Source organism: Actinomadura sp. KC216 (assembly GCF_004348535.1).
Taxonomy (GTDB): Bacteria; Actinomycetota; Actinomycetes; order Streptosporangiales; family Streptosporangiaceae; genus Spirillospora.
In genome coordinates this window covers 1-24808 of record NZ_SMJX01000025.1, presented here as the reverse complement: position 1 = coordinate 24808, position 24808 = coordinate 1, and the positions used below count along the sequence as shown (strand labels likewise).

General features: G+C 70.8%; 29 protein-coding genes. 12 read left to right on the top strand and 17 right to left on the bottom strand.

The window, feature by feature from the left end:
- Positions 1-53 precede the first annotated feature (53 nt).
- The 7 genes from E1264_RS07020 to E1264_RS06990 are packed head-to-tail and all read left to right on the top strand — an operon-like array spanning position 54 to position 5332.
- Positions 54-1442 carry an aromatic ring-hydroxylating dioxygenase subunit alpha gene (locus E1264_RS07020; RefSeq protein WP_132170785.1) on the top strand — a complete coding sequence of 463 codons (1389 nt, stop codon included), beginning with the start codon at positions 54-56 and terminating at the stop codon, positions 1440-1442.
- Positions 1439-2026 (top strand): 3-phenylpropionate/cinnamic acid dioxygenase subunit beta, encoded by a 588-nt coding sequence (locus E1264_RS07015; RefSeq protein ID WP_132170783.1) that lies wholly within the window; start codon positions 1439-1441, stop codon positions 2024-2026. The genes E1264_RS07020 and E1264_RS07015 overlap by 4 nt, the downstream gene beginning before the upstream one ends.
- Positions 2023-2346 carry a hypothetical protein gene (locus E1264_RS07010; protein WP_132170781.1) on the top strand — a complete coding sequence of 108 codons (324 nt, stop codon included), beginning with the start codon at positions 2023-2025 and terminating at the stop codon, positions 2344-2346. Before E1264_RS07015 ends, E1264_RS07010 begins: the two co-directional genes overlap by 4 nt.
- Positions 2343-3128: a 3-(cis-5,6-dihydroxycyclohexa-1,3-dien-1-yl)propanoate dehydrogenase gene (gene hcaB, locus E1264_RS07005; protein WP_132170778.1), complete on the top strand. Its 786-nt coding sequence runs from the start codon at positions 2343-2345 to the stop codon at positions 3126-3128. The genes E1264_RS07010 and hcaB overlap by 4 nt, the downstream gene beginning before the upstream one ends.
- Before the next feature lie 34 nt (positions 3129-3162).
- Positions 3163-3360, top strand: coding sequence for a ferredoxin (locus E1264_RS07000; RefSeq protein ID WP_132170776.1), 198 nt, complete (start codon positions 3163-3165; stop codon positions 3358-3360).
- On the top strand, positions 3357-4589 hold the full coding sequence (locus tag E1264_RS06995; RefSeq protein ID WP_132170774.1) for an FAD-dependent oxidoreductase: 1233 nt from the start codon (positions 3357-3359) through the stop codon (positions 4587-4589). The genes E1264_RS07000 and E1264_RS06995 overlap by 4 nt, the downstream gene beginning before the upstream one ends.
- On the top strand, positions 4586-5332 hold the full coding sequence (locus tag E1264_RS06990) for a class II aldolase/adducin family protein (protein ID WP_207935766.1): 747 nt from the start codon (positions 4586-4588) through the stop codon (positions 5330-5332). The genes E1264_RS06995 and E1264_RS06990 overlap by 4 nt, the downstream gene beginning before the upstream one ends.
- On the opposite strand, the gene E1264_RS06985 is transcribed toward E1264_RS06990, so the two are convergent.
- The 12 genes from E1264_RS06985 to E1264_RS06935 all read right to left on the bottom strand — a co-directional run bounded on the left by E1264_RS06985 (position 5329) and on the right by E1264_RS06935 (position 15590).
- Positions 5329-6066 carry a hypothetical protein gene (locus E1264_RS06985; RefSeq protein ID WP_132170772.1) on the bottom strand — a complete coding sequence of 246 codons (738 nt, stop codon included), beginning with the start codon at positions 6064-6066 and terminating at the stop codon, positions 5329-5331. The genes E1264_RS06990 and E1264_RS06985 overlap by 4 nt on opposite strands.
- Positions 6063-7196 carry an alpha/beta hydrolase gene (locus E1264_RS06980; RefSeq protein ID WP_207935765.1) on the bottom strand — a complete coding sequence of 378 codons (1134 nt, stop codon included), beginning with the start codon at positions 7194-7196 and terminating at the stop codon, positions 6063-6065. Before E1264_RS06980 ends, E1264_RS06985 begins: the two co-directional genes overlap by 4 nt.
- Positions 7197-7227: 31 nt before the next feature.
- A complete protein-coding gene (locus E1264_RS06975; RefSeq protein WP_165964046.1) occupies positions 7228-7998 on the bottom strand; it encodes an SDR family oxidoreductase in 771 nt (256 codons plus the stop codon).
- A 26-nt stretch (positions 7999-8024) separates the two neighbouring features.
- Positions 8025-8798 carry an ABC transporter ATP-binding protein gene (locus E1264_RS06970; protein WP_243710800.1) on the bottom strand — a complete coding sequence of 258 codons (774 nt, stop codon included), beginning with the start codon at positions 8796-8798 and terminating at the stop codon, positions 8025-8027.
- The gene (locus tag E1264_RS06965; protein WP_207935764.1) at positions 8788-9540 is read right to left on the bottom strand and encodes an ABC transporter ATP-binding protein; all 753 of its coding nucleotides are present in this window, start codon (positions 9538-9540) and stop codon (positions 8788-8790) included. Before E1264_RS06965 ends, E1264_RS06970 begins: the two co-directional genes overlap by 11 nt.
- Complete coding sequence (locus E1264_RS06960; protein ID WP_132170766.1) at positions 9533-10393, bottom strand: branched-chain amino acid ABC transporter permease; 861 nt, start codon at positions 10391-10393, stop codon at positions 9533-9535. The genes E1264_RS06965 and E1264_RS06960 overlap by 8 nt, the downstream gene beginning before the upstream one ends.
- Positions 10393-11271 carry a branched-chain amino acid ABC transporter permease gene (locus tag E1264_RS06955; RefSeq protein WP_132170764.1) on the bottom strand — a complete coding sequence of 293 codons (879 nt, stop codon included), beginning with the start codon at positions 11269-11271 and terminating at the stop codon, positions 10393-10395. The genes E1264_RS06960 and E1264_RS06955 overlap by 1 nt, the downstream gene beginning before the upstream one ends.
- A 4-nt stretch (positions 11272-11275) precedes the next feature.
- Complete coding sequence (locus tag E1264_RS06950) at positions 11276-12466, bottom strand: ABC transporter substrate-binding protein (protein ID WP_132170762.1); 1191 nt, start codon at positions 12464-12466, stop codon at positions 11276-11278.
- A gap of 232 nt (positions 12467-12698) precedes the next feature.
- On the bottom strand, positions 12699-13481 hold the full coding sequence (locus E1264_RS06945; protein WP_165964045.1) for an SDR family oxidoreductase: 783 nt from the start codon (positions 13479-13481) through the stop codon (positions 12699-12701).
- A complete protein-coding gene (locus E1264_RS43180) occupies positions 13478-14005 on the bottom strand; it encodes a UGSC family (seleno)protein (protein ID WP_165964044.1) in 528 nt (175 codons plus the stop codon). Before E1264_RS43180 ends, E1264_RS06945 begins: the two co-directional genes overlap by 4 nt.
- A complete protein-coding gene (locus E1264_RS06940; RefSeq protein WP_132170758.1) occupies positions 14002-15081 on the bottom strand; it encodes a hypothetical protein in 1080 nt (359 codons plus the stop codon). Before E1264_RS06940 ends, E1264_RS43180 begins: the two co-directional genes overlap by 4 nt.
- On the bottom strand, positions 15078-15590 hold the full coding sequence (locus tag E1264_RS06935; protein ID WP_132170756.1) for a VOC family protein: 513 nt from the start codon (positions 15588-15590) through the stop codon (positions 15078-15080). Before E1264_RS06935 ends, E1264_RS06940 begins: the two co-directional genes overlap by 4 nt.
- A 102-nt stretch (positions 15591-15692) precedes the next feature.
- Here E1264_RS06935 and E1264_RS06930 point away from each other — a divergent pair, with 102 nt between their 5' ends.
- The 3 genes from E1264_RS06930 (at position 15693) to E1264_RS06920 (ending at position 18139) form a co-directional block, all read left to right on the top strand.
- Entirely contained in the window at positions 15693-16121 is a 429-nt protein-coding gene (locus E1264_RS06930) for a DUF3237 domain-containing protein (RefSeq protein WP_165964042.1), read from the top strand.
- Between the two features lie 111 nt (positions 16122-16232).
- On the top strand, positions 16233-17042 hold the full coding sequence (locus tag E1264_RS06925; RefSeq protein ID WP_132170752.1) for an IclR family transcriptional regulator: 810 nt from the start codon (positions 16233-16235) through the stop codon (positions 17040-17042).
- Between the two features lie 92 nt (positions 17043-17134).
- The gene (locus tag E1264_RS06920; protein WP_132170750.1) at positions 17135-18139 is read left to right on the top strand and encodes an LLM class flavin-dependent oxidoreductase; all 1005 of its coding nucleotides are present in this window, start codon (positions 17135-17137) and stop codon (positions 18137-18139) included.
- A gap of 68 nt (positions 18140-18207) precedes the next feature.
- Here E1264_RS06920 and E1264_RS06915 read toward each other — a convergent pair whose 3' ends face one another.
- The gene (locus E1264_RS06915; protein WP_132170748.1) at positions 18208-18975 is read right to left on the bottom strand and encodes an NAD(P)H-binding protein; all 768 of its coding nucleotides are present in this window, start codon (positions 18973-18975) and stop codon (positions 18208-18210) included.
- Positions 18976-19047: 72 nt separating this feature from the next.
- On the opposite strand from E1264_RS06915, the gene E1264_RS06910 reads away from it, so the two are divergent.
- The gene (locus E1264_RS06910) at positions 19048-19926 is read left to right on the top strand and encodes a sigma-70 family RNA polymerase sigma factor (RefSeq protein WP_243710799.1); all 879 of its coding nucleotides are present in this window, start codon (positions 19048-19050) and stop codon (positions 19924-19926) included.
- Between the two features lie 75 nt (positions 19927-20001).
- Here the strand turns inward: E1264_RS06910 and E1264_RS06905 are convergent, their stop codons facing one another.
- Positions 20002-21075 (bottom strand): hypothetical protein, encoded by a 1074-nt coding sequence (locus E1264_RS06905; protein WP_132170746.1) that lies wholly within the window; start codon positions 21073-21075, stop codon positions 20002-20004.
- Between the two features lie 750 nt (positions 21076-21825).
- On the opposite strand from E1264_RS06905, the gene E1264_RS06900 reads away from it, so the two are divergent.
- Positions 21826-22353, top strand: coding sequence for a hypothetical protein (locus tag E1264_RS06900; protein ID WP_132170744.1), 528 nt, complete (start codon positions 21826-21828; stop codon positions 22351-22353).
- A gap of 501 nt (positions 22354-22854) precedes the next feature.
- On the opposite strand, the gene E1264_RS06895 is transcribed toward E1264_RS06900, so the two are convergent.
- The 3 genes from E1264_RS06895 to E1264_RS06885 all read right to left on the bottom strand — a co-directional run bounded on the left by E1264_RS06895 (position 22855) and on the right by E1264_RS06885 (position 24317).
- Entirely contained in the window at positions 22855-23220 is a 366-nt protein-coding gene (locus tag E1264_RS06895) for an STAS domain-containing protein (protein ID WP_132170742.1), read from the bottom strand.
- 134 nt (positions 23221-23354) lie between these two features.
- The gene (locus tag E1264_RS06890; protein ID WP_132170740.1) at positions 23355-23693 is read right to left on the bottom strand and encodes a MerR family transcriptional regulator; all 339 of its coding nucleotides are present in this window, start codon (positions 23691-23693) and stop codon (positions 23355-23357) included.
- Positions 23694-23876: 183 nt separating this feature from the next.
- Positions 23877-24317 (bottom strand): Hsp20/alpha crystallin family protein, encoded by a 441-nt coding sequence (locus E1264_RS06885; protein WP_132170738.1) that lies wholly within the window; start codon positions 24315-24317, stop codon positions 23877-23879.
- Positions 24318-24808 lie beyond the last annotated feature (491 nt).

Genomic DNA, 24808 nt, shown 5'->3' with positions numbered 1-24808 from the left:
CAGAGAAACTTGGGTGAGCTGTTCGGGTGGGAGACCGTGGGGAGACGTCGCGGATGATCGACCAAGCGGGTGTGCTGGGCAGCGTGCGGCGGGGCATGATCCCGGCGCACATCTACAACGACGAGCACGTGTTCGCGCTGGAGAAGGAACGCGTGTTCGGCAGAGCGTGGATGTTCGTCGCCCATGAGTCGGAGATCCCCAGCGCGGGCGACTACGTCGTCCGCCGCGTCCTGGACGATTCGTTCATCGTCGTCCGCGACGAGAAGGGCGAGATCCACGCGCACTTCAACATGTGCCTGCACCGGGGCATGCAGGTCTGCCGGGCCGAGATGGGCAACGCGTCGCATTTCCGCTGCCCGTACCACGGATGGTCCTACCGGAATGACGGCCGGATCGTCGGCCTGCCGTTTCACCAGGACGCCTATGGCGGGGAGGCGGGGTTCAAGCGCAAGAGCCAGCGGCTGCTGCGCGCACCGAAGATCGACTCCTATAACGGCATGATCTTCATCAGCCTGGACGGTGACGCGCCGTCGCTGCGGGAATACCTCGGAGACTTCACGTTCTATCTCGACTACTACACCAAGCAGAGCCCGAGCGGTATTGAAATGCGCGGCCCGCAGCGCTGGCGGGTCAAGGCGAACTGGAAGATCGGGGCGGAGAACTTCGCCGGCGACATGTACCACACGCCACAGACCCACACGAGCGTGGTGGAGATCGGGCTGTTCCGCGAGCCCAAGGCGGAGAAGCGCCGGGACGGAGCCACCTACTGGGCCGGGAATGGCGGCGGCACCACGTACAAGCTGCCGCCCGGCGGCCTGGACGAGCGGTTGCGCTATGTCGGCTATCCCGACGAGATGATCGCCCGGATGAAGCGGGAATGGTCGCGGGAGCAGTGCGAGGTCATCGGCCGGGACGGGTTCATGATCTCGGCGGCCTCGGTGTTCCCGAACCTGAGCTTCGTGCACAACTGGCCGCGCGTCGAGGACTCCAACGACGTCGTCCCGTTCATCTCCGTCCGGCAGTGGCAACCGGTCAGCCAGGACGAGACCGAGGTCCTGTCCTGGTTCGCCGTGGACGCCGAGGCTCCTGAGGAGTTCAAACGCCTCTCCTACAAGGCGTATCTGATGTGCTTCGGCAGCACGGGAATGTTCGAGCAGGACGACGTCGAGAACTGGGTGTCATTGACCAACACGGCCGCGGGATCAATGGCGCGGCGGCTCATGCTGAACAGCCGGATGGGCCTGCTGGAGGACGGTACCGAGGTCTCTCCCGCCTTGCCTCCGGAGGGGTTCAGCGGGCCCGGCACCGCCCGTACGGGATACAGCGAGCACAATCAGCGCGCGCTGCTCCGGCGCTGGGCGGACCACATGGAACGGCCGATGCCGAAAGCGGCGGGCGTCGAGGTCGGGACCAACGGCCGGCGGGCGGAGGCCGGGCAGTGACCGGCGAGCAGAGCACCCATTCGGCACGGTCGGTCCTGGGTGGCCACGCTCCGCGGGAACAGCGCACCGGTTCCACTTTGCCTTTCGGTGACGAACGCCATTTGCTGGCGCACCAGTGGCTCGTCGACGAGGCGTATCTGCTGGACGATCAGGCGTACACGCAGTGGCTGGATTTGCTGACCGATGACATCCACTATTTGATGCCCGTGCGGGTGACGACCGCCTTGGGAACGGGTTTCGACACCGCGCCCGGCGCCGCGCATTTCGATGAGAACAAGTACTCCCTGTCACGGCGCGTCGCCCGGTTCCTGACCGAGCACGCCTGGACGGAGGACCCCCCGTCCAGGCTGCGCCACCACGTCACCAATGTGCGCACGTTCGCGACCGGTGACAACGACCATCTCATCGTCGACTCCGGGGTGCTGCTGTTCCGCAGCCGCGGCGACGTCCGCGAGCCGTCCCTGGTCTCGGCCGGGCGGGAGGACCTGCTGCGGCGTGAGGCCGGAGGCTGGCGGCTGGCGCGGCGCACCATCCTGGTGGACGAATCGGTGATCCGCATGCAGAACCTTGCGATCTTCCTATGACGATCGGCTGGGAAGGCGAGCGGGAGGACGCCGACAACGCCGCGCGGGCCGAGCGTGAGCGGCTGCGGCTGCTGGAGCACGCCCAGGGCGAGACGCTCGTGCTGGGCAACGAGTTCTCCGAGATCAGGGTCACCAAGGTCGAGACGCGCAACGGCGCCCGGCTGCTGGTGGAGTCCCCGCGCTCGGGGCAGTGGATCGCGCTGTGCCCGCTGGAGCTGGAGGCGCTGACCTGGCAGCAGACCGCGACGTTCTCGGAGATGATCGGCCACCCGTTCGGCTCGCTCGTGAAGGACGAACCGGACGTGGAGGACGGCGAATGACCGGATGGCTGGACGGGCGGCGCGCGCTCGTCGTGGGCGCCGGCTCGGGCATCGGGCGCGCGGTCCTCGACGCGTTCCGCGCGGAGGGCGCGTCCGTCGCCGTGCTGGAACGGGACGCGGGCAAGGCCATCGCGATCGGCGAGGCGCTTCCCGACGTGCCCGTCACGGTCGGCGACGCGACGACGCGGGAGGCGAACGACGAGGCCGTCGCGGCGGCGGTCTCCGCGTTCGGCGGCCTGGACGTGCTGGTCAGCTGCGTCGGGGTGTTCGACTTCTACCGCGGCCTGGAGGACCTGGACGCCGACGTGATCGACGACGCGTTCGCGGAGATGTTCTCGACCAACGTCAAGAGCCACCTGCACGCCGTGAAGGCGGCGCTGCCCGCGCTTCGCGAGTCGCGCGGCTCGATCGTGCTCACCGAGTCGACGTCCGCCTACTACCCCGGGCGGGGCGGTGTGCTGTACGTGTCGTCCAAGTTCGCGGTGCGCGGGCTGGTGACGTCGCTGGCGCACGAGCTGGCGCCGGACGTCCGGGTCAACGGTGTCGCACCGGGCGGCACGCTCAACACCGACCTGCGGGGAATCCCCAGCCTGGGACAGCAGTCGCGGCGGCTTGACGACACCCCGGGCCGTGCCGCCGACCTGGCCGCGCGCACTCCGCTGGGCGTCGCGTTGAGCGGCGAGGACCACGCGTGGAGCTATGTGTTCCTCGCCTCGTCGCGGTCCCGGGGGATCACCGGCGACGTCGTGCATCCGGACGGCGGCATGGCCGCCAAAGCCTGAGGGACGCCTCACAGAAAAGGAAAGGAGTGTCGCCATGCCCATCGTCCGGGCTGACAAAAGCGCCTGCCAGGGCTATGCGAACTGCGTCACCGGCGCCTCGGACGTCTACGACATCGATGACGACGGCGTCGTCGTGCTGCTGAAAGAGCGCGTCCCCGAAGAGGACCGGCAGCGCGTCGAGGAAGCGGCCCGGAGCTGTCCGGTCTCGGCGCTGACCGTCGAGGGCGAATGAGCCGCACCGCGGTCGTGGTCGGCTCGTCGGTGGCGGGTATCCGCACCGCCCAGGCCCTGTCCGCCGGCGGTTTCGACGGCCGCGTCCTCGTCGTCGGCGCCGAGAACACCGAGCCTTATGACAAGCCGCCCCTGTCGAAGCACTTCCTTACGGGCGCCTGGGACACCGGCAGGCTGTCCCTGCTGAACGGCGGGCCTGCGGACGAGCGGATCGAGTTGCGGCTGGGAGCCGCGGCCGAGCACCTGGACGTCGCGGACAAGCAGGTCAGGCTCGCCGACGGCACGCGCGTGCCCTACGACGTGTGCGTGATCGCGACCGGTGCGTCCGCGCGGCCCTCGCCGTGGGCCGCGCGCGACGGCGTCCACGTGCTGCGGACCCTCCAGGACAGCGCCGCGCTGCGGCGCGACCTTCTGCGGGGAGGCGAGGTCGTCGTGGTCGGCGGGGGGTTCATCGGTGCCGAGGTGGCCGCCGCGGCGAGCGGGCTCGGCCGCCCGGTCACCGTCGTCGATCCCCTCCCCGATCCGATGGCGCGGGTCCTCGGCCCGCAGGTCGGGCCGCTGCTGACCGGGATCCATGAGCGCCACGGCGTCCGGACCCGCTTCGGCACCGCAGTGGTCGCCATCGAGGGGACGAGCGGTGATCTCCGGGTGCTCCTGGACGACGGAAGCGTCCTGGCGGCGTCGACGGTCGTCGTCGGGATCGGGGCCGTGCCCAACGACGGGTGGCTGCGCTCGTCCGGCCTGGACATCGCCGACGGCGTGATCTGCGACGAGTACTGCCGCGCCCGGGGAACGCAGGACGTGTTCGCGGCCGGTGACGTGGCCCGGTGGCCGCACCCGCGCCATGGCGGGCACGTCCGGGTGGAGCACTGGACGAACGCCGTCGAGCAGGCGGCGTGCGTGGCCCGCGCCATCGTCCGCCCCGGCGAACCGCTCCCCTACCGGCCGGTGGAGTACGTGTGGAGCGACCAGTACGGCTGGAAGATCCAGATCGCCGGCAGCCCGGCCCGGATGGGCGGCCACACGCTGATCGGCGACCTCACCGGTGACAGGCCGCGCGCCGCCGTCGCCTACACCGACACCACCGGGCGCCTCGGCGCCGCCGTCACCCTCAACTGGCCGCGAGCGCTGGTCACGTGCCGGCGGCTCCTGGCCGCGGAGGCGGATTACACCCAGGCGATCGCCGAGCTGGACGTGCTCGCCGACGCCCGGCCGACAGGAAGGCGATGATGACCGAACCCTTCGCCGAGCTTCGCCGGCAGATCGCCGACGCCTGCCGCGTGCTGGCCGTCCGGGGGCTGGCGGACGGGATCCTCGGCCACATCAGCCTGCGGGCCGGCCCCGACCGGCTCCTCGTCCGCTGCCGCGGGCCGCACGAGCGCGGCCTCGCGCACACGACCGCGGCGGACGTCCACCTGCTGGACCTCGACGGCGCACCGGCGGCCGAGGGCGAGCTCGACGGAGGCTGGACGCCCCCGAACGAGCTGCCCCTGCACACCGAGGTGCTGCGGCGGCGTCCGGACGTCCAGGCCGTCGTCCACGCCCACCCGCCCGCCGTCGTGGCGGCCGACCTGGCCGGGCTGGCGATCCGGCCCATCGTCGGCGCGTTCGACATTCCCGGTGCCCGGCTCGCCCAGGCCGGGGTGCCCGTGTATCCGCGCGGCGTGCTGGTCCGCGACCGGCGGCTGGCCGGAGAAATGGTCAACGCGCTCGGCGACAGGGCCGTGGTCCTGCTCCGCGGGCACGGCATCACCAGCACCGGCGCCACGGTGCCGGAGGCGGTGCTGCGCGCGATCTCGGTCGACGCCATCGCGCGGATGTCGCTCACGGTCGCGAGCGCGGGCGGGACGCTGCGCGACCTTCCAGGCCGTGACCTCGCCGAGCTTCCCGACCTCGGCGGCGCCTTCAACGAGGCCACGGCCTGGCGGCACGAGCTCAGCCGCCTCCCGCCGCCGGACCGGCGACCGGGCTAGAGCGCGTCGCGGAGGCCGTGGAAGACCGCGAGCACGTCCCGGCCGTCCAGCGTCTCGGCATGGCCGGGCGCCTTCAGCCGCACCCGCTCGCCGAGGTCGTGGACGACGAAGCCGCCGTCGAACTCGTTGTGCCCGAGGTGCAGCTCGTAGGCGCACAGCGCGTGCAGCCCGCGCGTGAACAGGTCGCGCGGAGTGCTAAGCGCGCCGCCGCCGGGCCAGGTGATCTCGACCTCCGTGTCGTGGATCTCGAAGGCGAAACCGCCGGCCCGCCGGCTCGTGTCCGGCGTGACCGGTTCGGCGCCGAGGTCGTCCCAGAACGGGTTGCGCGGCATGAGCTCCAGGCTGATGCGCCGCCTACCGTCGCCGGAGTAGGTCCGGTGGGCGACGTCCTTGGGGAGCCGCAGCAGGTCGCCGGTCCTGCCGATGTAGTGGCCGTAGTGCTCGTCGCCCTCGGTCTCCTTGAACTCGACCCGGACGCTGCCGTGCACGATGTAGAGGAACTGGTCGCCGTCGAGGTTGGTGTTCCAGAACGGCAGGCGGTCCGCGGCGCCGGTGGACTCCCAGATCGAGACGGGCCCGACCGCGCCGAGTTCGGCGGGCACGTGCGTCGGGCGGTCCGCCGCGCCGCCGAACTCGATGACGTTGACGACGTCGAACAGCTCATGCCTGGCGGTGATGTGCGACTCGCCGGGCCGGACGGCGAGGTCGGCGAAATCCGGATGCAGCTCAGTCACGCGCGCAATCCCTTCTCCTCCAGCCAGCCGACCAGCGTGTCCGCGACGTACGCGACCAGGCCCGGCTGTCCTTGCAGGTAGTGGCTGCCGCCCTCGACCGGCACGAGCCGCCGGTCGTCGTGCGGGATCGCCTCGTACATCGACCGGGCGTGGCTCGGGAAGCAGACCTGGTCGGCGGTGCCGTACATGACGAGCGTCGGGACGTGGGTCCGCGCCAGGTGGTAGGGGCCGTCGCAGTTGGAGTCGTCCACGCTCCACTGGCTCAGCCAGGAGCGCAGGCTGGTGTGGTGGCCGAGCGTCGCCGGCAGCAGGTTCGCGGTCACCGGCGGACCCCACAGGGTGCCGGGCTTGCGGTCGGACGCGTCGAGGGTCGTGTCGAGGAACCGCGGGTCGGCGACCGTGCCGTGCACCAGGAACGGCAGGTCGCGCAGCCCGTGCGGGTGCTCGTCCAGCTCGGCGAGCCGCTCGCGGACCCGGGCGGTGATCCGCCGGCCGCGGGCGAGCTGCGCGGCCCGGTACCGCTCGACGAACTCCGCGCTGTACGGCGGGCCGTTGCGCGGGTCGAACATGTCGAGCTCGGGGTCGCGTTCGGACGGGTCGTGCTCGTCGACGATCGCCGGGTCCAGCCACTCGGTGTACACGATGGCGCGGCCCGGGTGGGCCATCAGCGAGACGAGGCCGTCCACCGGCGGCAGCGCGGCCTTCGTCAGGTCGGGCGGGTCGCCGGCGGGCGTCGCGGTCACGGTCGGGGACTCGGCCTGGCTCTGGTAGAAGGCGGTGAGCCCGCCGCCGCCGGAGTTCCCGATCAGGACGACCTTCTCGTAGCCGCGCTCGCGCAGGAACCCGATGGCCGCCCCGACGTCGAGCACGCAGTTCTCCATGATGAGCGTGCTGTCGTTGCCGATGTACCGGGTGTTGAGGCCGACGGCGTCCACGCCGCGCTCGGCGAGCGGGCCCAGCAGGTAGTGCCCGAGGAAGTTCGAGCTCGGATGCACCACGACGACGGCCGTCCGCGACGGTTCCGCCGCGCGGTGCAGCGACCCCCACACCTTCCCGGCCATCCGGGCCACCCCGGAGTAGATGTCGATGCCGGCGCCCGCCGCCATCGGGATCCCGAGCAGCTCGATCACCGCTCACACACCTTTCGTCTGCGATCTGTCGTCATGCGATGAGCCGGCCGCCGTCCACGACGAGCGTCTGGCCCGTCATGAAGCGGGACTCGTCCCCGGCGAGGTAGAGGACGGCCTCGGCGATGTCCCTTGGCTCGCCGGGATGCCCGACGAGCAGCTTGCCGGTCAGGAAGTCGAGCCGTTCCTGGTCGCGGAACACCGGGTCGGTGGCCGCGGTCCTGATCAGCCCCGGGGCCACCGCGTTGCACCGGATGCCCTGCTTGCCGTAGTCGAACGCGATCGACCTGGTCAGCGCGATGACACCGCCCTTGGCCGCCATGTAGGCGGCGAAGCTCGGGCTGGCCACGAGGCCGGCCGTCGACGCCGTGTTGACGATCACCCCGCCGCCCTCGGCGACCATGCGCGGGATCGCGTACTTGCAGCCGAGGAAGACGCTCCTCAGCGTGGTGTCGATCGTCCGGTTCCACTCCGCCAGGGTCGTGTCCGCGACCGGGCGGCCCAGCGGCGCCCAGTAGGCGTTGTTGTGCAGGACGTGCGGCCCGCCGTACGCCGTGGCCGCGCCGTCCACCATGGCCATGACGGCCTCCGGATCCGCCACGTCGGTCCGGCAGGCGCGTGCCACGCCGCCGCCCGCCGCGATGGCCCCGACGGTCTGCCGGGCACCGTCCTCGTCGATGTCCGCGACGGTCACCAACGCGCCCTCGCGCGCGAAGCGGACGGCCGTCTCCCGGCCGATGCCGGACGCGGCGCCGGTGACGATGACGGACCTCTCCTCGAAACGGCGGCGGGACGGCGACGGCACAGTGGCTCTCCTTGGTACGGGTGCGGCTATTCGCCGGAGCCGAGGTAGCCCCGGAGCAGTGACGGGTCCTCCGCCAGTTCGGCGGCGGGGCCGGACGCGGTGACGCGCCCGGCGGTGAGCACGTAGCCGCGGTCGGCGACGGCGAGCCCCTGGGCGACGTTCTGCTCGACCAGCAGCACGGTCTGGCCGTCGGCGGCGAGCGTGCGGATCATCGCGAAGACCTCCCGGACCAGCAGCGGCGACAGGCCGAGCGACGGCTCGTCCAACAGCAGCAGCTTCGGCTTCGCCATCAGCGCGCGGCCGATCACCAGCATCTGCTGCTCGCCGCCGGAGAGGGTGCCGGCCTTCTGCGCCCGGCGGTCCTTGAGGCGGGGGAACCGGTCGAAGACCTCGTCCAGGCTCGCCCGGACCTCCGCGCGGTCCCGGCGGGTGAACGCGCCGACCCGGAGGTTCTCCTCGACGGTCAGGCGGGGCAGCGCGCGCCGCCCCTCGGGCACGTGGACCATGCCGGCGCGCACCAGCAGGTCGCTGCGCAGCCCGGTCACGTCCCGGCCATCTAGGACGACCTCGCCGGACCAGGGGCGGATCATCCCGGAGACGGCGCGCAGGACGGTGCTCTTGCCCGCGCCGTTGGGCCCGAGCACCGCGACCAGCTCGCCGCGGCGCACCTCGACGCTCACGTCCGCCACCCCGGTGACGCGGCCGTAGCCGGCGCGCAGCCCCGCGATCCGGAGCAGCTCGCCCCGTCCGGGCGCCGCGTCGTCGCGTTGAGGCGCGAGGTCTTTCCGTTCAGGTGCCAAGGTAGGCCGTCCTTACCTCTTCGCTGGCCAGCACCCGCCCGGGCGGCCCGTCGGTGAGCCTGCGGCCGAAGTTGAGCACGGTCACGTGGTCGCAGATGTTCGAGATCACGTCCATGTCGTGCTCCACCACCACGACGGTCAGCCCCTCGTCCCGCAGCTCCCGGATCCGCGGGACGAGGGACCGCCGGTCCTCGGCGGTCATCCCGCTCGCGGGCTCGTCGAGCAGCAGCACCTTCGGCCGCGCGGCGAGGGCGCGTGCCATCTCGAGTTGTTTCTGCAGGCCGTAGGGCAGCTCGGCGGCACGGCGCCCGCGGTAGGCGGTCAGCCCGAACAGCTCCAGGGACTCCTCGGCCTGCGCGCGCAGCCGCCGCTCCGCGCCTGTCCTGAGCGGCCACAGCGAGCGCGCCCCGGTGGTCGCCCGGCTGTGCTGCCCGAGCAGCACGTTCTCCAGGACGGTCAGCCCGCCGAACAGCCGGATGTTCTGGAACGTGCGGACGATCCCGAGCGGCACCCGCCGCTGGGGGGTGAGGCGGGTGACGTCCCGTCCGGCGAGCACGACCCGGCCCGCGTCCGGCGGCACGTAGCCGGAGACGACGTTGAGCAGGGTCGTCTTGCCCGCGCCGTTCGGGCCGACGACGCCGTGCACCGACCCCTCGGCCACCTCCAGGTCGACCGCGCCGAGCGCCTCGACGCCCTGGAAGTTCTTGGTCACGGCGGACACCCGCAGCAGCGGCTCAGCCAACGGACTCACGCTCCCGTCGCGGGACGAGCCGCGGCAGCCGGATCCCGCCGTCGCCGCCGCGGCCGATCAGCCCCTGCGGGCGCACGATCATCAGCGCCACGAACAGCAGGCCGTAGACGATCTCGTACCACTCGTTGAGCCACTCGAAGTAGATCGGCAGGAGGCTCAGCACGATGGCGCCGATGGCCGCGCCCCAGAAGTACTCGACTCCGCCGAGCACGCAGTACAGGATGATCACCAAGGCCTGGTGCGGGCCGAACAGCTCCGGGGTGATGACCATGAGCTGGTGCGCCGACAGCGCTCCGGCGACGCCCGTCACCGCGGCGGACGTGGCGAACGCGCCCACCGCGATGCGCGTGATGCGCAGCCCGGACGCCATCGCGGCCCGCTCGTCCTCCCGGATCGCCTTGTGCGCGAGGCCGAGCCGGGACCTGCTCAGCAGCACGAGGTAGCCGACGACGAGGACCACGCACCCGAGCACCAGCGGCACCGTCGTCCCGGTCATCCCGACCATGCCGCTGGCGCCGTCGACGTAGTCCCACTGCGAGATCAGCAGGTTGATCAGCTGGGAGAAGACGAACGTGATGATGGCCAGGTACAGCAGCGAGAGCCGCAGCGCCATCCACCCGATCAACGCCCCCGCGACGGCCGCCGTGACGCCGGACGCGGCCATGGCGAGCGGCAGCGGCCACGCGAAGTTCAGCGTCAGGATCGACGCGGTGTAGGCGCCGATCGCCATGAAGGCCGTGTGGCCGAACGAGTACTTGCCCGTCGAGACCGCGATCCAGTATCCGAGGGCCAGCAGCACGTTGATGCCGACCTGGAGGACGACCGCCTCGTTGAAGCTGGACATCAGACCCTCTCCAACACGCCGGCGTTGCGGCCGAACAGCCCCTGCGGCCGCACCAGCAGCACGATGCCGACGAGGATGAACACGATCAGGTCGCGGAGCGTCGCCGACAGGTAGGCGACGGTCAGCGTCTGGATCAGCCCGATGAGCAGGGCCGCGAGCACGCCGCCGGTGACGCTGCCGAGCCCGCCCAGCACGATGATCATCAGCGCGGTGAGCGTGGTGGTGAACCCGTCGAACGGGCTGATCGAGTGGTACGCGAGCCCGGTCAGCAGCCCCGCGGCCCCGGCCAGCACGCCCGAGAGCGCGAACGTGAGCAGGATGACCCGCTGCACCGGCACGCCGAGCAGGCCCGAGACGGTCGCGTCGTCCGACACCGCCCGGATCGCCGTCCCCCACGGGGTGCGTTCGAGGAACACGTACAGCCCGGCGGTCAGCAGCGTGGCCAGCAGCAGGATCACCAGCTGGGCGCCGGACACCGTGAACGCGCCGAGGTCGAGCCGGACGCCGGACAGCACGTCCGGCACCGAGCGCTGGTGGCTGCCGAACGCCTTGGTGACCGCGGCGGTCAGCACCAGCCCGCAGCCGAGGCTGCTGAGGATCGACGCCGTCGGGAAGTCCGCGGACACGAACCGGAACGAGACGTAGTACACCGCCACCGCGACGCCCCCGCCGATCAGGGTGGCCGCGACGAAGCTCACCAGGAAGGGCGCCGGGGTCTCGGTCATGATGAGCGCGCCGAGGACGGCGCTCAGCATCGCCGTCTCCCCGAGGGCGAAGTTGAGCCGGTCCATGGCGCCGACCACCAGGTTGAAGCCCAGGGCGACCAGGCAGAAGGTCGCCCCGAGCAACAGACCGTTGAACAGTTGCTGTGCGAGCATGCGGTCAGCCGGCGCTCTTGTCGATCACGAACTTGCCGTCCTTGACGACCGCCTGGAGCTGCGGCCGCTGCGCGATGCCGTCCTTGAAGGTGGTCGCGTCGGCCATGCCCTGGTAGTTCTGCATGGCGTTGAGGCTCTCCTGGACGTCCACCCGGCCCTTCGTGACGGCGTCGTCGCCGGGCTTCACGCCCTTCTCCTCGATGGCCTTGGCGATCATGTGGACGGCGTCGAAGGCGTAGGCGAAGTTGAGCGAGATGTCGGCCTGGCCGGTGGCGGCCTGCGCCTTCTCCAGCAGCGCCTTCGCCGCGGGGGTCGCGCTGTGCGGGTCGTACTGGGCGGCGGCGAGCGTGCCCTCGGTGGCCTGCCCGCCGGCCGCGACGTAGGCGGCGCCGCCGGACTGCAGCGAGCCGGTGCCGAGCAGCGTGAAGTTCTGGCGCTGGCTCCGCACCTCCCGCGCGATCCGGCCCGCGTCGTCCGGGCCGGCGGCCAGGGCCAGCACGTCCGGTTTGGCGGAGGCGACCGAGGTCACCTGCGAGGCGAAGCTGGAGTCGCCGCTCTTGAACGTCACGCTCTTGACGACCTGGACGCCGGTGGCGCCGAAGACGCTGCGGAACAGGTCGGCCTGGGCCTTCGTGGTGGCGTTGGCCTCGTCGCTGATGATCGCGGCGCGCTTCAGCTTCCGGCCCTGGATGATCTTGGTGAGGACGGGGGTGCTGTTGTCGGCGTCCGGCTGGGCGATGGTGAAGCCGTACGGGCGGGCGTTCTTCAGCACGCCGGGCCGGGCCGCGCCGGGGCTCACGATCGGCACCTTGAGCTTGTTGGCCGTGGCGCAGGCGACCTCGCAGCCGGCGCTGTCGACGGGGCCGACGATCGCGAGCACCTTCTGCTTGGTGGCCAGCTGGGGAATGAGCGTCGCGGTGGTCGCTGGCTTGTTCTGGCTGTCGACCTTGACCAGCTCCAGCTTGGCGCCCTTGACGCCGCCGGCCTCGTTCAGCAGCTTCACGGCGTACTCGGCGCCGGCCTCCATCGTCTTGGCGTTGCTGGCGAACGGGCCGGCGGAGCTGGTGACGAGGCCGATCTTGTAGGTGCCGGGCCCGTCGCCCGAGCTGGAACCCTCGCCGCCGCAGGCCGCCAGGGCCAGCGATGCGGCGGTCAGCCCGACCGCGACGCGACCGGCGGTGCCGGTTCTGATCATCGTGGGATCCCTTCATCTGATGCGCGTGCGAAGCGCCTGCCAGGCACGGTCTCGGCGGGAGGTTCTCTTTTCTCCAGAATTAGTTTCTGGAGAATAGCGATTACGGGGTCGTCCGTAAAGACCTTTCCGGCCTCTACCTGGTGGATGTTCGCGCTGGTCGGACGTCATGTGGACGTCACGGCATCGCGGCGTCGCGCGGACGTCGCGGAGTGTGCGGCGGGCTCAGGCGCCGTCAGCCGTGGGCCCAGCCGCCGTCGACGTTGACGACCTGCCCGGTGATGAAGTCCGAGGCCGGGGAGCACAGGAACTCCACCGCGCCGCAGAGGTCGTCCGGCACGCCGACCACGGGCAGGCATTGCTCGGTCTTCATGCGCTCCCGCAGCGCCTGCGCCGCCTGCGGGGTGTGCACCGTCTTCCTGGTCTCGACCGGGATGTAGCCGGGGGCGATGGCGTTCACCCGGATCCCGTCCGGGCCGAGCTCCCGCGCGAGGGCCCGGGTCAGGCCGACCACCCCGGCCTTGGCCGCGACGTAGGGCGCGAGCCCGACCGGGAGGCCCTTCGACACCATCGTCGAGGTCACGTTCACGATCTTGCCGTGGCCGGCGGCGCGCATGTGCGGGACGACCGCCGCCGCGCACAGCCACTGCCCGGTTAGGTTCACGTCGAGCACCCTCGTCCAGTCCGCCCGGCTGAACGAGTCGAAGGGCGCGGACGGCAGCAGCGCGCCGCCGGCGTTGTTGACCAGCGCGTCGACCCGTCCCCAGCGCTCGACCACCGCGCCGACGAACGCGCCGACCTGCTCCTCGTCCGTGACGTCGGCCTCATGGGCGCTCACCCGGTCCGCGCCGGCGTCCTCGGCGATGGCCTCGGCCGCGGACCGCGCCGCGCCGCCCGCGACGTCGACCACGGCGACGCGCGCCCCCGCGCCGGCCAGCCGGGCGGCGTACGCCCGGCCGAGCCCCTGCCCGCCGCCGGTGACGATCGCCACCCGCTCGTAGTCGTCGGCCGCGCTCACCGGTCCGCCCGCCCGCGGATCTGGCCGCTCGCGTCCTCGGCGCGCGCGGCGAGCAGGTCGTCGGTCAGCGACCCGAGCGGATGGTCGATGACGGTCAGCGGCAGGTCGGGGACGCCCGCCGCCCGCGCCGCGATCCTGGCCGTGGTGACCAGCTCCGAGGTGCACACGACGTAGGCCGGGACGCCGCGGCGTTCGAGCGCGATCGCGTCCCGCACCGTGCACGAGCAGCACCCGGCGCAGTCGCCGACCCCGGTCACGACGACGTCGCATTCGGCGGCGAGGTCGTCGAGCATCTCGTCGGTCGCGACGCGGCCGATGCTCGGTTTGCGCGCCCAGGCCGCCTCTTGCGCGCCGTCCTCCCGCAGCCTCGCGGCCAGCAGTCGGAGGAAGCGGTCGCTGTTCGGCTTGCCGTTGTCGAGGTAGCCGACCGCGAGCCCGGACAGTGACACCGGGCGGGGCAGCGACCCGGACGTCTCCCGCGGGGCCTCGGCGGTCGGATCGAGGACGACGAGTCGTCCGGTCATGGCGTCTCCCTCTGCGGTATCCGGCACCTCTCGGCCTCCTCCGCGGAGAGCGCCTCGGTGACGGGCGCGGACTCGTGGCCGCCGACCCAGTACGGGACGACCGCGGAGTAGCCGTAGAGGTCGCCCCCGGCGACGGTGATCAGGATGTCCTCCGGGCGCCGGACGACGGTTCGCGGCTCGTCGTCGTCCTCGAGCACCGGGGCCGCCGGCAGGCGGCCCGCGCGCCGGAGCGCCCCGGCGCTGCGCCGGGCCAGGCGGAACAGCTCCTCGCGCACGTCCGCCTTGTCCATCCCGGCGCGCTGGATGATCTCGGCGTGCCGGGGGCCGACCACCACGACGAAGCTCCCGCCGGTGTAGTGGCACGGCAGCATCGCGTCGGCGATCGTGGCGAGGATCGGGCCGGGCTCGCTCGCCCAGTCGTTGCGCGCGTTGACCGGCGCCTCGCCCGCGAACACCGTCACCGCGCTCTGCTCAGTCGGCACGCCCCGGTCAGCGTGCAGCGGCGGCCACGGCGATGTCCGGCTCTCGCCGATGCAGTAGGTGTACTTGCCCGGATGCCCGAAGGTGGCCTTGTCCAGGACACCCGGCACGCCGCCGCACAGGTTCTGCAGGATGAGCCGTACCGCCCGGCCGATCGTGGCGTTCGCGTGGTGGCCGGGCCCGAACACGCTGAACGACGTGTTGACGTTGAGCTGGTCGACCACCGGCCCGCTGATGACCAGCAGCGGTGCCGTGGCGCCGCTGACCGTGGTGCTGTGCAGGTTGAACGGCTCGCGGGTGAGGGCGCGGACCGTCGCGACGAGCACCGACATGTACTCCTCGCGGCAGCCCGCGGCCACCGCGTTGATCGCGATCTTCTCCAGCGTGAGCGCGGCGCCCTGCTCGGCGATCTCCCCGATCACCCGGCCGGCCGGGATGCCCGACGCTGCCACGAACCTCTCGACGCGTTCCGGTGTCGGCGGGATGACGGGCAGCCCGTCGCCCCAGCCGTTCCGCGTGAACAGGTCCTGCGCCGCGTCGTCGTCGGCCACCGTGTACGGGGTGGACGCGAGCGTCATGCCGGACGCGGGCGTCATGCGCCGGCCGGGCCGTGCTCGTCCTGCCAGGCCTTCACCGCCTTCTCCGCGGCCGCCGCGTCGTCGTCGTTCAGCGGCCGGTTCTGGTACGTCAGCTCCAGGCGCACGCCGTTGGGGTCGAAGAAGTAGATGGACGACCAGATGCCCTCATGATCGACCACGCCCTTCACCTCGACACCGGCCGCGACCAGCCGGTCCCTCGCCGCCTCCACCTCCTCCAGGCTGTCCAGCGAGAGCGCGAGGTGCGGCGCCCAGCGCGGCAGCGGCGACTCGTGGTGGTCGGCGTCGAGCCCCTCGATCTCGAAGAACGCGATGCACGAGCCGTCCGCCATCTCGAAGAACGTGTGCAGGAAGGTCGTCGGCTCCCCCGTGCTGCCCACGCTGTCGTCCATGGCGTAGCCGACCAGCCGCATGCCGAGCAGCTCGGTGTAGAAGCGCTTGGTCGCGGCGGTGTCACGGGTCACGTACGCAACGTGGTTGAGGCCTCGAGGTCGGGTGAATCCAGTCATGGCTGGCCTCTCTGATCAGCGAGGGTGTCCGTTGATTTCTTCAATGCAGAATGCTTTTCTGTTCATCGGATGTCAACCCCCGAGCAGCCAGAAGGGGACCGCGTGGGCATCGAGCTGGACCCGCTGGGCACGCTGACCATCACCATCGAGCGGCAGACGATGCTGCCGTCCACCCCCGAAGGCGGCCGGCTCGTCGGCGAGGCCGCCGACTGCCGTTGGGAGGGCGACCGCGTCCGGGCGAGCCAGCTCGGACGCAGCGCCAGCGACTGGGTGCGCATCCACGCCGACTCCTCGGTCAGCGTGGACGCCCGGATCCTGCTGCGCACCGACGACGGGGCCGTCATCGCGATGACCTACCGGGGAAAGGCGGACCGGCCCCCGGCGGACGGAGGCGTCATCTTCACCGCGCCCACCTTCGAGACCGACGACGAGCGGTACGGCTGGCTGAACCGGATCCAGGCGGTCGGCCTCGGCCGCCGGACCGGCAGCACCCTCGTCTACGAGCTGTACGCGCTGTCCGCCGGCGCATAGCAACACCGCGGCGTGCCGCCGCCCTCGGAGCGATAATGGAAAATCCCGATCGGGCACGTTGCCCGACGCGCTCACAACCCGCATTCCCTGACAACCGCCAGAAAGGCACCAATGCCCGACCACGCCGCCGGTCCGGACGCGGATCCGCCCACCGAGCCGGAGCACTCCGCGCCCCCGCAGTACCCGATCGAGTCGGTCGACAACGCCCTCCGGCTGCTCTGGCTGATCGGCGAACGCGGCGGCCTCCGCCTGACCGACGCCGGGGACTACCTCGGAGTGGCCTCGTCGACCGCGCACCGGCTCCTCGCGATGCTGCAGTATCGCGGTTTCGTCCGGCAGAACCGCCAGTCCCGGGTGTACGAGCCGGGGCCGTCCCTCGACAAGATCGCCTTCTCCCTGCTGGGCCGCCTCGACGTGCGCGAACGCGCACGTCCGGTGCTGGAGCGCCTCAACGCCGAATTGCAGGAGACCGTCCATCTCGGAACCCTCGAAGGGCAGATGGTCCGCTTCATCGATTCGATCGAAAGCCCGCGAGCCGTCCGCGTCGGGTCCCGTCTCGGCCGATCCATCCTCGCGCACTGCACGTCGACGGGAAAGGCCATGCTCGCCCAGTTGCCGGACGGCGACCTGATGCAGCTCTATCCCGAACCCAAGCTCGAACAAATGACCGGCGCGTCGATCGACTCCCGCGACGCCCTGCTGGAGGCGCTGAAGGACGTGCGCCGCAAGGGCTACGCGACCAGCAAGGAGGAGAGCGAAGAAGGCGTCATGTCGGTGGCCATGGCCCTGCCCCGCTCGAACCGCCCCCCGATGGCCCTGAACATCTCCGTTCCCGCGAGCCGCATGAACGTCCCCACCCGCCGCACGATCGTCGCCGCCCTCACCGACGCGGTACGGGAGATCGACCAACTGATCATCTAGGACGAGCGGCCCCGCTCACCGCCGCGCAGTCTGCTCTACAGAACTCATTTCTGCAATGATGCGGGCATCGACCTGACGAGAGGGGCAGCCAGATGCAGAGCCGGCACGTCCAGGGAGCACGCCTCGGCCTGTCCATCGCGTCGAACAGCGGCCTGCCGCCCACGGAGATGGGCGAGCTTGCCCGGGCCGCCGAGGACGCCGGATACGACGCCGTCTTCGTCGCCGAGGTCAACGGCGACGCCCTGACGCTCTGCCATCCGCTGATCGCGGCGACCGCGTCGGCGGCCGTGGGAACCGCGATAGCCAACGCCGCGCTGCGTCCACCCGTGCTGGCCGCCAAGACCGCCGCGCTGCTGGACGACGCGTCCGGCGGCCGTTTCCGGCTCGGCCTGGGCCTCGCCAACGCCGCCAAGAACGCCCAGCTCGGCCTGCCGCCGCTGCCGCCGCTCCAGATGATCGAGGAGTACGTGGCGGTGGTCCGCGCCGTCCTGGCCGGTGAGCCCGGGTTCAGCGGCGACATCTTCCGTACGGGCCGGGTGCCGCTCGACCGCCCGCCGGTGCGCCCCGACCTGCCCATCCACCTGGCCGCGCTCGGCCCGCGCATGCTGAGGCTGGCGGGCCGCGTCGCCGACGGCGTGATCCTCAACCTCATGTCACCGGACCGCGCCGCCGAGGCCGTGGCCACGGTTCGCGAGTCCGCCGCGGCGGCGGGCAGGGACCCGGCGGACGTCGAGATCGTCTGCGTCGTCCACACCTGCCTGTCCGACGACGCGGAGGCCGCGGCCCGAGGGGCACGCGCCGTCGTCCCCCGCTACACCCTGCATCCCGCCGCGCCGAGCCTGTTCGGCGACCCGCTCCACGCCGTACAGGACCTGGTCCGCGCGGGCGACTGGTCCGGCGCCGCCCACCACGTGCCACAGCACGTCGCAGACTCGTTCGTGGCGCACGGCGACCCCGCCGCATGCCGCGCCCGGATCGAGGAGTACCGGAAAGCCGGCGTCGACCTGCCCGTCCTGTACCCGATACCGGTCGACGGGTCGTGGCCCTACGCGGACGTGATCAGCCGCCTCAACGGCGGCGAGGTGCCCGCCGCGTGAGATGCGGCGAGACACCGTGCACCATCTGATCCATCCCTGTTCGCGGCTCTCCGAGCACCGGCAGGCACCTAGGAGCCGGCGATCTGGGTGGTCAGGAACTCCTCCCAGGTGTGGCTGCCGGCGGGTGCGTCCAGGCTGAGGTTGGCTCCCGACCTGTAGGCCTTGCCGATCTTGCCGGGGACGCGGATCGGGAGCCTCATCCGGCGCTTGCCCACCGCGGCCAGGTAGCCGCGCTGGAGCTCCTCCAGGGTGTAGACGCGCGGTCCGACCAGGTCGGGGACGCGCCCCGCCGGTGCCCCCAGGGTCAGTTCGGCCAGCCGGACCGCCACATCGCCGGACGCGACCGGCTGCCAGCGGATCCCGCCGGGCGCCGGCAGGACCGGCGCCTTGGCCATCGCCCGCACGGTCTTCAGCGTCAGCTCGTGGAACTGCGCGGCACGCAGGATCGTGTACGGGATGCCGGAGGCGGCCACGATCTTCTCCGCCGCCGCCTTGCGGGCGAAGTAGCCGACCGGCACGGCGTCGGCACCGACGACCGAGATCAGCAGCAGGTGCTCCACTGAGCCGGCGCGCTGGGCGGCCTCGACCAGGTTGCGGGTGCTGACGTCATCGCCCTTGGGGCCTCCGGCCAGGTGCAGCACGGTCCGCACGCCGCTGAGCGCCGCGTCCAGGCCCTCGCCGGTCATCAGGTCGACCGCCACGTACCGCACGCCGTCCGCGGGTTCACGGTCATGCCGGCTCAGTACCCGGACCGTGTGCCCGGACCGCCGCAGGATCGCGACCACCTGCGCGCCCAAGAGCCCAGTGCCGCCGGTGACCAGGATGGTGGAGGACATCGGTTGATCTCCCTCTTGTAGGTTGACGGTGTAACACGGCTACGACCCGGGCGAACGCAGGAACGTGACAGGGTGACCCAAGATTTTTCGGCGGTGGACGGCTTCGAGGCCGAGCGTCCCCGGCTGCGGGCACTGGCCTACCGGATGCTCGGCTCCGCCGCCGAGGCCGACGACGCCGTCCAGGAGGCCTGGCTGCGGTACGACCGCACCGACCTGGCACAGGTGCAGAACCTGGCCGCGTGGCTGACCACGGTGGTCGCCCGGGTCTGCCTCAACCTGCTGCGGGCGCGGCAGACCCGGCGTGAGGAGTCGCTGGAGAGCTTCACCTCCGACTGGCTCGGCGCGGCCGACGACGACCGCGTCCCGCAGGAGGAGGCCGAGCTGGCCGACTCGATCGGGCTGGCGCTACTGGTCGTCCTCGACCGGCTGAGCCCGGCGGAGCGGGTCTCGTTCGTCCTGCACGACATGTTCGACGTGGGTTTCGGCGACATCGCGCACATGATGGAGCGCAACCCCGCCGCGGTCCGGCAACTGGCCAGCCGGGCCCGCGCCAAGGTCCGGGGCGGCGCCGGAACGATGACCGCGGACGCGGCCCGCCGTCATCGAGCGGTCGAGGCGTACCTGACGGCGACCCGGACCGGAGACTTCGAGGCGCTGCTGACGCTGCTCGATCCCCAGGTCGAGTTGCGCGCCGATCCGGAGGTCACCGGCGCCGCCGGACCTCTCACCCTCCAAGGTGCCCTGGTCGTGGCCAAGAGCGCCCTCGCCTCGGCCCCCCGCGCCCGCTTCACCGTCCCGGCCCTGGTGGACGGCGACCCGGCGCTGGTCATGGCCCCGCTAGGCCGGCTCTCCCTGGTCATCCAGTTCACCTTCACCGGCTCCACGATCACCGCCATCGACATCACCGCCGCCCCGAGCCGCCTCCGCGCCTTCGACATCACCCTGGACTGAAGCCGGAGCGGTCGTCAGGTTGAGCCCTCAGCCACGCCTCGACGTGTCTCGGCACGAGCCTGCCTTCGGGCATGATCACGATCGAGGTCGGCCGTCCCCGAAGAATCGGCTTGGCAGCCATGCTGGAAGTGCCTCGGGAACCTGGAAGGTGGCGAGCTCGACGACCGCCCGGTCAAACTTCGCCATCACCCCTCGACGCGTGCGCCATCGACCGATGAGTGAGGTGTCCTTCAACGAGTCGATCGCCTCCCGCGCGAGCTCGTTCAGCCGCCTGCACGCTTCGACGTACCCATCGGACTCCGGCCATTGGCCGGTGTCTCCGAGTTCCAGCAGCCGTTCCACGGTGAAGACATGCCCTCTCAGGCAGGCCAGCGCCTTCTTGGCCTGGAGATGATCGCGGCCGCGACGATCTCGCTGGGAGCTGATCCGTCGCATGACCGTGAGCAGGTTGCGGGCCTCGGTGCGGACGCCACGGTCGGCGGCACGGAGAGCAGCAGCGAGGTCAGGGGCCGCCGTTTTCGATCTCGCCGCCCGGACAAGCTCCAGCCCGATCATGCCTGTGAGGATCTCAATGATCTTCTTGGTGACTTCCTTGCTGAGGGTGTCATCGACGGCGAGTATCGTCAGGCCGACTCCTGCGGTCGCCACGACGAGATTCGACAGCAGGTCGACGACCGCGTGCAGCACGCGCCCGGCACGTTCGCGCCACTGAGTGTCGTCGGGGTCGGCATCTTCGAGCAGCTCGTCGATCACCGTGAGCGCGAGGTCCAGCAACTCTTTCAGCCCGGCGCCACCGTCCCCGCCCGAACCGTCATCATCGCGGTGGAGCTGAACGCCCTGGATTCGTTCACGGCGGAGCCTTCGTCGCAGTTCTTTCAGGCGCGCGGCGATCGACGGGTCCAGGCTGATGCCTTGCCTGCCGAGTTCTTTGGCGATGTCGAGTTCCAACAGCACTTCAACGGCCGCGCCCGGTTGACCTGGTCTGACCTCCAGGACGCCCCATGCGTCCAGTTCGGTGCGGAGACTGTGAATGGCGGACCGCGCCGTCCGCAACGTCGGCACCCGCGGGTCAGGGAGTGCTGCCGCCTCCTGGAGTTTCAGCGTGTGCCGCATCAGATCATCGACCTGCCCTTTCAGCCGCCGCCGCACCCATCGCCGATCCAATTTCTCGCGAAGATACTGAGTGACAGGGATGAAAGGGTTCCACGTGGACGGAGTGCTGAAGTGCTATAGAAGAACTCGCGACGAGCTTCGAAACGCTCTTGTCCCACCTTCAGCCTCCGTGAAAGTCCACCCGAAACGATAGTGGAGCGAGGGGGTGCAATACCTCCTCCCAAAGAGACGCAGCAAGGAACGGAGCGGTTTCGGGAGTGATTCGTTTCTTCGTGGAAGCGCGTCGGCTGCGGTTGAGTGACCGTGGCGATCAGAGGCGCTGCCGTGCGCGCCCCCGTTCGCGCACGAGGCTGGGCCGGCCGACGGACGTGCAGCCGGGAGTGACCGTCCCGTGCCGCGACGATGCCGAATGCGCGACCCGGGAGCTACAAACGAAGATTCCACTGTTCGGTTTGCTGACCATCTCTTGGGTAGGAGCACACGCAGCGCGGGCCGGGAGCGCTGCCAGTGACCGGCCCGCGCTTTCTCCTGTGTCCGGTCAGGACGAAGCGGGCCAAAGAGTGTCGAGCCACACCTAAAGCCCGCAGCCTTTGAGCGCTCTTCTCAACCGGTGGCCGACAACCAGCGGTCGGCTGAACACACGGCCGCCGTCTACAACTGCCCGTGCCATCACGGTGAGCGACTGAGTGGATACTTGCTGTTGTCAATGGGGTGTGGCAGGCTCACGTGTTCGTCACTTGAGGACATGCACAAACACAGTGAGCAACGAGAGCTGGTGGACGAGCAGTGCCAACGCGTTCGGGCACGACCGAACACGACAACACGACGAAACACGACGCCCACGTCTCACCCCCTGGCCCACCCCGATCTCAACCCGACCGCAACCGAACACCCAGCTCACCGCCCCGGCCCCGCGGTCCACGTCCGCGGCTCAGCGCCGCCACCCGGGGCGCCCCGTACCTCCGGGCCACCCGCTGGCTCCGCGCCACCGCACTGCTGGCCGCGCTCACCGCCGCGACCATCGCCGCCGGTGGGCTGGCGCTCACCGCCATCGCAACCGGCATGTTCGCCTTGGCCTACCTCCTGCAAGGCACCTGGCTGACGGCCCTGGCCTTGTTCACCGGCCACGTGCTGGCCACCGGCGCCCTGATGCTGCTCGCCGGGCTGGCCAAGCGCCGCACCAGGCGACACCGCGCCCGCCTGGCCGCCGCTGTGATCACGCGATGGGGGCACCTCACCGTCCGCCGCGCCGACGACCGCCGCACCGAATCCCGGCCAGCGTCACGGCACCTGAACGCGCCCGGCCAACGATGATCACCAGGCGATCGCCGGCCTTCGGTGTGACAGATCGGCGGGACGGGCGCCGGGCGCGGCCGTCCAGGACGAACTTCTGACCGGCTGACTCCGGCTTTCACTCTCGCGGCTTTCCGAACCGGATCATCGCGCCATGCTGCAGCCCGTTGGCGATCTGCGGGTTCCCGGCGGGCGGCGTCGATGATCTGCAAGCCGCAGCCATGCTCAGCAGCGACCTTGGCATCCGCCCGGACCTTCTACGACGCTGGCCGCATCAGACCACGGCCAGCGTCGATGACCTCACGGCAGCGGGACTCATGCACCCGACTCGCATCTCGCAGTGGCCCCGGCATCTTCAACAACGCATCCGAAACCCCCGCGTCAACTGCACCGGCTCGGCGACGCGTGAGGACCTTACCTCCTGGCCGCACCGGTCCCCGCTGGAAGGGAGTGGGCCATGCACCCTGCGTTGGTGTTGTGCCTGCCGCGCTAGGGCGGTGAGAGTGGCATCGCTGCGTGGTGTCAGGCGCGGGTGGCGTAGTGGGCGTGGACGGCGACGTCGACCGTCCCGTAGATCGGGAAGACCGAGGTGAGCCGGGTGACCCGCAGAACGTCGCGGACGCGCGAGTTGACCCCGGTGAGCGTGACCGACCCCGTGCCCGAGCCGTGCTGGTCGCGCAGGTGATGGTGGAGTGCCAGCAGGACACCCAGCCCATTGGAGTCGATCAGGGTGACCGCGCGCACGTCCAAGATCAGGTGGCGGGCGCCGGAGGCGACCAAGCGGGTCAGGCTCTCGCGCAGCTGCGCGCTGGTGCCCACGTCGACCTCTCCGGCCAGGACCGCCACCGTCAGATCCCCGCAACGGTGATGTTCGATGGTCAAAGGCATGGCGCTCGTCCTCCCCTCAGGCTCCTCCTCGTGGCCGGGATCGGCACGGGCTGTTCGGAGGCCGGAGTGGTGGCGCCTGTGCCGTCCCCCCGCGGGGCGGGCCCGCGTTGCTGTCCGACACGTGGGTCGGGTGCTCAGGGCGGCGCGGCGGATCCGGCGTCCAGCTCACCCAGCTCGTTCAGGCGGCGGGCGAGTTCGTCGCGTTCGCGGGTCACCTGGGCCAGTTCGTACTGAAGCTCGAAGATGCGGCGGATGGCGGGCAGGGTCATGCCTTCGCCCATCATCCCGACGACCTGCTGGATGCGTCCGATCTCGTGCCGGGAGTAGCGGCGCTGCCCGCCCGCCGAGCGTTGCGGGGACACGACCTGGTGGTCATCGATGCGGCGCAGAAACGCCTGCTGCACGTGCAGCATGTCGGCGACCTGCCCCACGGTGAACAGGGCCGCGTGCTCGTCGTCCATGGGCAGCGTCACCGCCCCTCCTTTCGGTTGTGATCCTTTGGGCGTGACCCGGTGCGGGAAGGCGGGCGGCCCCGCCTCGGCGAGACGGCGATGTGACCCTGAACGCCGTGACTCGCCGAGACGGGGCCGCGAACCGGCTCACCGCTACTGGCACTGACCGCTGGCTAAAGCGCCGCGAGCCGGAGACCGGCACACTCAAGCCCGGATGGACTTGTGGCCGTCGCCGCTCTGCTGGATGGCGACCTTGCGGGGCCGGGCCTTCTCCAGCACCGGGATCCGGACGGCCAGCACGCCATTGTTGTAGGCGGCCTCGATCTGGTCGGCGTCCAGGTGGTCGGGCAGGTAGACGCGGCGGGTGAAGGAGCCCATCGGCCGTTCGCGAACGAACACCCGCTCGTCCTCGCCGAACTCCTCCTCGCGCCGCGCGGTCACCGACAGGACCCCGCGGTCGACGGTGACCTCGATCGAGCCGGGGTCGATGCCCGGCAGGTCGAACCGCAGCACGACGTCGTCGGCGCGGCGGATGCCGTCCATCGGCATGCTCGCGCCGTTGGCGTGCCCGGTGACCTGACGGACCGCCCGGTCGAACTGGCGCTCGAACTCCTGCACGAAGGGGTCGATCGACGTCAGCAGCATCGTTGCTTCACCTCCGAAGATCCCCGGGTCCTCAGGCCCGGGACGCATGGACCGGTTGAGAAGGAAACCTGCAACTCGAATTATAGATAACCAGTGGCTCGGATTGTCAACCTGCGTGGTAGCTGGGCCGACCCTTCGGGCGGGTGCCGGTCAGAACGACCGTGCGCCAGCCGGCAGACGTCGCGTGAAAGCCATGGTGAAGCCCGCTTGAGGTCACGCGAGACCTCTGAGCCCGGATACCTCTAGCTGCAGTTGACAGGTTCATGGCTCGTTGGGTATAGGAATGGTGGATCGGTCGTTGACCTGGCAACGCTGGCAAAGGTTCCGGGGGAGTGATCGAGATGCACGGCCTGGCACCGTCACGGGTGGATCCCGAGTTCGCAGAGCTGATCTGCGCCGACGACCAGTGGCTGCGTGAGGAGTTCGACGCCCTGGTCGCGGCGAGTTATGGTGAGCCGCCCACCAGGCTCGGGCCGCCCGCTCCCCCGCAC

Coding starts and splice junctions, on each gene's coding strand:
- hcaB (WP_132170778.1), top strand. CDS start 2,343: ATGACCGGATGGCTGGACGGGCGGCGCGCGCTCGTCGTGGGCGCCGGC.
- E1264_RS06995 (WP_132170774.1), top strand. CDS start 3,357: ATGAGCCGCACCGCGGTCGTGGTCGGCTCGTCGGTGGCGGGTATCCGC.
- E1264_RS06885 (WP_132170738.1), bottom strand. CDS start 24,317: ATGCTGCTGACGTCGATCGACCCCTTCGTGCAGGAGTTCGAGCGCCAG.
- E1264_RS06955 (WP_132170764.1), bottom strand. CDS start 11,271: ATGCTCGCACAGCAACTGTTCAACGGTCTGTTGCTCGGGGCGACCTTC.
- E1264_RS06915 (WP_132170748.1), bottom strand. CDS start 18,975: ATGTCCTCCACCATCCTGGTCACCGGCGGCACTGGGCTCTTGGGCGCG.
- E1264_RS06920 (WP_132170750.1), top strand. CDS start 17,135: ATGCAGAGCCGGCACGTCCAGGGAGCACGCCTCGGCCTGTCCATCGCG.
- E1264_RS06990 (WP_207935766.1), top strand. CDS start 4,586: ATGATGACCGAACCCTTCGCCGAGCTTCGCCGGCAGATCGCCGACGCC.
- E1264_RS06895 (WP_132170742.1), bottom strand. CDS start 23,220: ATGCCTTTGACCATCGAACATCACCGTTGCGGGGATCTGACGGTGGCG.
- E1264_RS06940 (WP_132170758.1), bottom strand. CDS start 15,081: ATGACGCCCGCGTCCGGCATGACGCTCGCGTCCACCCCGTACACGGTG.
- E1264_RS43180 (WP_165964044.1), bottom strand. CDS start 14,005: ATGACCGGACGACTCGTCGTCCTCGATCCGACCGCCGAGGCCCCGCGG.
- E1264_RS06925 (WP_132170752.1), top strand. CDS start 16,233: ATGCCCGACCACGCCGCCGGTCCGGACGCGGATCCGCCCACCGAGCCG.
- E1264_RS07020 (WP_132170785.1), top strand. CDS start 54: ATGATCGACCAAGCGGGTGTGCTGGGCAGCGTGCGGCGGGGCATGATC.
- E1264_RS06950 (WP_132170762.1), bottom strand. CDS start 12,466: ATGATCAGAACCGGCACCGCCGGTCGCGTCGCGGTCGGGCTGACCGCC.
- E1264_RS07000 (WP_132170776.1), top strand. CDS start 3,163: ATGCCCATCGTCCGGGCTGACAAAAGCGCCTGCCAGGGCTATGCGAAC.
- E1264_RS06935 (WP_132170756.1), bottom strand. CDS start 15,590: ATGACTGGATTCACCCGACCTCGAGGCCTCAACCACGTTGCGTACGTG.
- E1264_RS07010 (WP_132170781.1), top strand. CDS start 2,023: ATGACGATCGGCTGGGAAGGCGAGCGGGAGGACGCCGACAACGCCGCG.
- E1264_RS06960 (WP_132170766.1), bottom strand. CDS start 10,393: ATGTCCAGCTTCAACGAGGCGGTCGTCCTCCAGGTCGGCATCAACGTG.